The sequence below is a fragment of the Aquicoccus sp. genome (assembly GCF_041686535.1).
In the GTDB taxonomy this organism is placed as follows: Bacteria; Pseudomonadota; Alphaproteobacteria; order Rhodobacterales; family Rhodobacteraceae; genus Aquicoccus.
This window is the reverse complement of the sequence record NZ_JAWLDS010000145.1, coordinates 1-5,199: the sequence shown is the minus strand read 5'-3', so window position 1 is coordinate 5,199 and position 5,199 is coordinate 1. Positions and strand designations below refer to the sequence as shown.

At 63.1% G+C, this 5,199-nt stretch carries 4 protein-coding genes; 2 read left to right on the top strand and 2 right to left on the bottom strand.

Annotation, left to right across the window (positions count from 1 at the left end; genetic code table 11):
- Positions 1-109 precede the first annotated feature (109 nt).
- Both ACESL9_RS16880 and ACESL9_RS16875 read right to left on the bottom strand, forming a co-directional pair.
- A complete protein-coding gene (locus tag ACESL9_RS16880; protein WP_372675276.1) occupies positions 110-1,144 on the bottom strand; it encodes an ankyrin repeat domain-containing protein in 1,035 nt (344 codons plus the stop codon).
- Between the two features lie 436 nt (positions 1,145-1,580).
- Positions 1,581-2,360: a gamma-glutamyl-gamma-aminobutyrate hydrolase family protein gene (locus tag ACESL9_RS16875; RefSeq protein ID WP_372675275.1), complete on the bottom strand. Its 780-nt coding sequence runs from the start codon at positions 2,358-2,360 to the stop codon at positions 1,581-1,583.
- A gap of 373 nt (positions 2,361-2,733) precedes the next feature.
- On the opposite strand from ACESL9_RS16875, the gene ACESL9_RS16870 reads away from it, so the two are divergent.
- Together ACESL9_RS16870 and ACESL9_RS16865 are read left to right on the top strand one after the other, a co-directional pair.
- Positions 2,734-3,375: a hypothetical protein gene (locus tag ACESL9_RS16870; protein ID WP_372675274.1), complete on the top strand. Its 642-nt coding sequence runs from the start codon at positions 2,734-2,736 to the stop codon at positions 3,373-3,375.
- A 29-nt stretch (positions 3,376-3,404) separates the two neighbouring features.
- Positions 3,405-5,199 (top strand): M10 family metallopeptidase C-terminal domain-containing protein (locus ACESL9_RS16865; protein ID WP_372675273.1); only part of this gene is annotated, 1,795 nt, incomplete at its 3' end.

Sequence of the window (5,199 nt, the reverse complement as noted above, 5' to 3'; positions counted from 1 at the left end):
ATCGCAAGCAGAACCAGCAGAACGGCAAAGCGCCGCAGCACACCGATGACACGCCGCAAGGTCTTGATGCCACCCACGAAAAGAAATGAAAGGCGTTCGGCAAGACGCTTCATTCGCTGCATCGATCGTGCAACCTGGTAAATACGTCGTCGTCCTGCAAGGCAGGATTGTACTCGTGCATCATCAAAGAAGCCGTTGATTTCGCCTTGTTTTCCATACAGGGCTTTTCTGCTGCGTCCAACAATACCGCCACAACTTCCGGGTCCGTGCTATGAATCGCGGCCAACATCAGGGGCGTGGTGTTCTCGAAATCGGTTGCATCAGCCGACGCCCCCGCGTCCAGAAGCGCCTGCACGATGTCGAGTGCGCCAGCCTTGCGCGCGGCCGCGTAGTGCAATGCCGTCCGCTTCTTGCGCCCCTTGTCCTTCGCGTCCACCTTGGCCTCCGCCTGCAAGAGCACACCAACCGTCTCGACACCCGCATGCCGTGCGGCCAGGTGCAGCGGCAGCAAGGATTTGTCTTCTTTCAGATCCTCGTCGATATCCGCCAGATCTATGCCCGCGAAGATATCAGTGGCGGCGCCGGCTTCGATCAATGCCGTGACCACATCCACAGCCTCGGGGCGCCGCGCGGCCAGGTGCAGCGGCGTCGTCGTGCATGTGGTCATGGGCCACTTGCAATCATCCCCCTCCCTTCCCCTGTCCACTTCTGCCCCCCAAAACGCGAGCGTGACAACCTGCAAGGGATCAATCGCATATGCTGCCGCCATGTGCATCGGTGTATGTTTCGCTAAATTCTTGAGGCTGGGATCAGAGCCTGCTCGCAGCAGCACCCACGTCACACGTGCATCCGGGGCATAAGCCACGGCCAGATGCAGAGGCGAATTCCTTTGGTCATCACGCTCATCGACAGCCCGGCCTTGCTCCAGACACGTTGCCACAACTTCCGGTGAGGCCGATGCGAAAAACTCCTCTGTCAGAAAGTCGTCACAGGCTCGATCCTGTGCGGTGGCTTTGGTTGTGGCCAGCGCGAAGATGACCGCAATCATGCAGGAAAAAAGGTTTGATCGGATCATGTCACTCTCATCTGCCTTTAGCTCTGAAATACAATCATCGTCCCCATCCATTGCCGAATTGTCAATCAATGGGTCGATCCATTGGAGGCGCGGGTCGGGTTGATGGAAACACGAGATTGGCAGCGCTGGCCCGGACAAGCACCTTTCCCATCGCGCGCCCCGTTAACCTAACGAGAGGTTAACCGCCGTTGTTTTACCCGGCAGCCGGGGAGCAGCCGGGCGGCAGCCGGATGTCACCCCCCTTGGAACCCGGTCCCGAACAGGCGTTAACCACGGCGCACGGTGCCTGCCAAACCACCACTCCCTTGGCGAAAGCCAGCAATGAGCGTCCGATTCGGTCACTCGGAACACGGCCCAACCTGCACGGGCCGAAACGCAACAATTTCAGAACTTTACGCCCCCACATGATCGAAGCGCGAATGTAGGGGACTGGCCCCGGGCGCAGTTATGGCCGGCCACGGCAATTGCTTTTCACCGGTCTGTCGGAAATGACGAAGCGCCGCCTTCAGGCCGATCTGAGCATCGGCGTCGCCCGGCGCTCCTCGGCCCAGGCGCGCACCGCATCGCCAAAGGCCGTGAAGAGCGGCCGTGACACCGGGTCGTTGGCCGCGTTCCATTCGGGGTGCCACTGCACCGACAGGGTAAAGCCCGGCGCATCGCTGATATGAAGCGCCTCGGGCGTGCCGTCGGGGGCGTATCCCTCGACCACGACCCGCTCGCCCGGGTGGCAGATGCCCTGCCCGTGCAGCGTGTTGGTCATCACCTCGCGCGCGCCCAGCAATCGGTGGAACACGCCGCCCGCGCTGAAGGTCACCGTGTGGCGCAGGGCGAATTTCTCTTCCAGCGTGCCATCGGGCGGCATCCGGTGATTGTCGCGCCCCGGCAGGTCGCGGATCTCGGGATGCAGGGTCGATCCAAAGGCCACCGCCACTTCCTGGAACCCGCGGCAGACCCCGAAGAACGGCTGTCCCCGCTCGGTGCATTTGCGCACCAGCGGCAGGGTGATCGCATCGCGGCAGCGGTCGAAATCGCCATGCGCCGGGGTCGGCGCCTCGCCGTATTCCTCCGGGTGGACATTCGGCCGCCCCCCGGTGAGCAGGAAGCCGTCGCACACCTCCAACAACTCCTCGACGCTCACGAAACGCGGGTCGGCCGGGATCAGCAGCGGCAGGCAGTCGGACACGTTGGCAACCGCATCCGAATTCATCGACCCGCCGGCATGAACCTCGTAGGTGTCGTTGATCAGATGCTGATTACCTATGATTCCGACGACTGGGCGGCGCATGATCCATCCTGTTCGCTGTTGTCACACCTAGATAATATGCCCAGAAGATAAATGAAACCGCAATCCGCGCAGATCGCCTGTGCGCGGATCGGGTGCGGGCGCGGTGGTGCCGCGCCGGGTCATCACGACCAGCCCCGCGCGGCGCGCCAAGCCCCCAGATGACCCGGACAAACGCCCATCACAGCGCGCGCACGTGAAAAAACCAGCCAGATCAAGGCGAAAACCGGCCCGGACCCTGATCCACAGTACAATGGCTTCGTTGACAGAATCGTGCACGCGCGCCAGACTGCGCTTTGTCGGTGGATAACGATCGCACAGGTTTTCCGCGGATCGCCCAGTATTTGATCGATCCGTGATGGGTCGGGAGGGCCGAATGAAACCGATCTGGATGTATTCCATTGCTCTCGCGGTGGTGTGCGGGGTGGCTGTCATGGGCGCGGGTGCACAGGAAGACTTGTTACCTGCGGGTGGCGATGCGTCGCCCTGCCAGATGCAGGTGCATGTGTTTGCGCCGGAGGCCAGCTTCGACGAATCCGAGGATCTGCGCCGCCAGGCCGTCCTCCTGTTCGGCAGGCTCGACCGCGAGGATTTCGAAACTGCCATGCAAGGCATGGACCCGGGTGAGGCCCGCGACGAGTCCGACCGCTTCAAGGGCCAGGACGCGCGCTGGCGCCTGCTGCGCCCCGTCGATACGCCCGATGATCCCGACGCCATCGTCATCGCGCCGACGCAGGTGCAATACCTGGTCCGCATGCCCGCGGACAGCCAGGTCGAAAGCCTTGTGCTCGTCGGCCTGCCCGAGGACGGGCGCGTGATCCGGCCCGCCCTGGCCGGTCGCCTCGGCGCCAACGCGGGCGAACATGCCGGGCAGCTCTTCACCGCCGAGCCGGTGAGCGAGACGGACCCATGCCCGGTGAACCCGGCAAAAACTGCCGACTGGGCCGCGAAACTGGTCCGAACCGAGTTGACAGATCGCGCCCGAACGGATGACGGTGCGCCAGAAAACGAAACTTGATTAATTAAAATTCATGAGAGGGGGACAATATGGCTGGCTCCACAACAGTAGCTGCAAACACCAACACCTTGCTGGCGGGCCTTCAGCGCACCAACCAGTGGGACACGGGGAATCTGACCTACTGGATCGCCGAGGCCGGTGATTCCGACCGAATCGACGAGATCTACGAGGAAAAGTACGAAGAAGAACCCGGCGCCGGAAACGCGCATGAGCCGATCAACGACACCACGGCCCCGGCCTGGAACGACGCGATCGACAACGCGCTCTATCACATCTCGCTCGCCACCGGGCTCGACTTCAGCGAAGATAGCGGGATCGACACCGCCGACATCGTCTTCTCCGGCGGCTATCCCAGCACCGCCGGCGTCGTGGCCTGGATGAATGGCCCCGGAAGCATCCTCAAACCCGGCGAGACCGATGATTACCAGTCCTTCCTGACCAACCGGATGGGCAACGCCGGCTACGACGAGGCCGCCGAGACCGGCGGCGGCAGCTTTGCCGATTTCGTCGTCCTGCACGAGCTGGGTCACGGTCTGGGGCTGAGCCACCCGCACAACGACGACTCCGGCACCACCGCCTGGGCCGTGAGTGACGCCGTCGCCACCGACAACAAGGCCGACAACGCCCGCTACACCGTGATGTCCTATGAAATCGGCGGTATCGACACGCGGGTCTTCGACAATTTCGGCAACAACGTCACGCTTGGCGCGCTCGACATCGCCGCGCTGCAGGCGGTGCATGGCGCCCCCGATGCCCATACCGGCGACACCACCTACACCATCACCGACGAGCGCAGCACCGCGCGCGATCTCGACGGCTCCGACGGCTCCATTTCCATCGGCCGGGCCTTCTATTCGATCTGGGATACCGGCGGCACCGACGAGATCGACTATTCCGGCAGCAACAACGCCTATATCAACCTGCAAGACGCCTCGCTCGAGCAGGAGGCGCGCAGCGCCGACGCGGACATCCTCAAGATGGTGCGCAAGACCGACGCCTTCGGCGACATGAAGGACGACCATGGCAACGGCTCCACCAGCCAGCCGCGCAACGAACTTGTCGATCCCGAATACCACGCCGGCGGTTACGTCTCGACGATTTCCGATGGCACCGGCACCCAGCTTGGCGGCTATACCATCGCCAACGGCGTGGTGATCGAGAACGCCACCGGCGGCTCGGGCAACGACATGCTGATCGGCAACGATGCCGACAACCACCTGATCGGCAATGACGGCGACGACATGCTCGCCGGCGGGGCGGGCAACGACACGCTCGAAGGTGGCGACGGCGATGACGAGCTGATCGGCGGCGCCGGCAACGACAGCCTCGACGGCGGCGAAGGTCACGACATTGCCTTTTTCTCGGGCCCATGCTCGGCCTACACGATCGACCGCGACGATGACGACGTGGTGACGATCTCGCATCTCGGCGGCACGGGCAGCGAGGGGGTCAACACCCTCGTCGGGGTCGAAGAGGCGAAATTCTCCGACGCCACGATCGACCTGCTGGGCGAGGAAGACCCCGAATGCCCACCGCTCGATTTCATCTTCCTGGTGGACCTCTCGGGCTCGTTTTCCGACGACCTCGACAATTTCGTGGCCGCGGCCAAGCAGATCGCCGCCGACCTGCGCGACGAGAACCCAGATGTGCAATTCTCCATCGCCTCGTTCATCGACAAGCCGGAAAGCCCCTGGGGTGGCCCGGACGACTACCTCTACAAGGCCCACCTGGAATCGACCTCCGATGTCACGGAATTCGAATCGACGCTCGACGGACTCAGCGTTCGCTCAGGCCGTGATATCCCCGAGGCGCAATGGGTCGGCC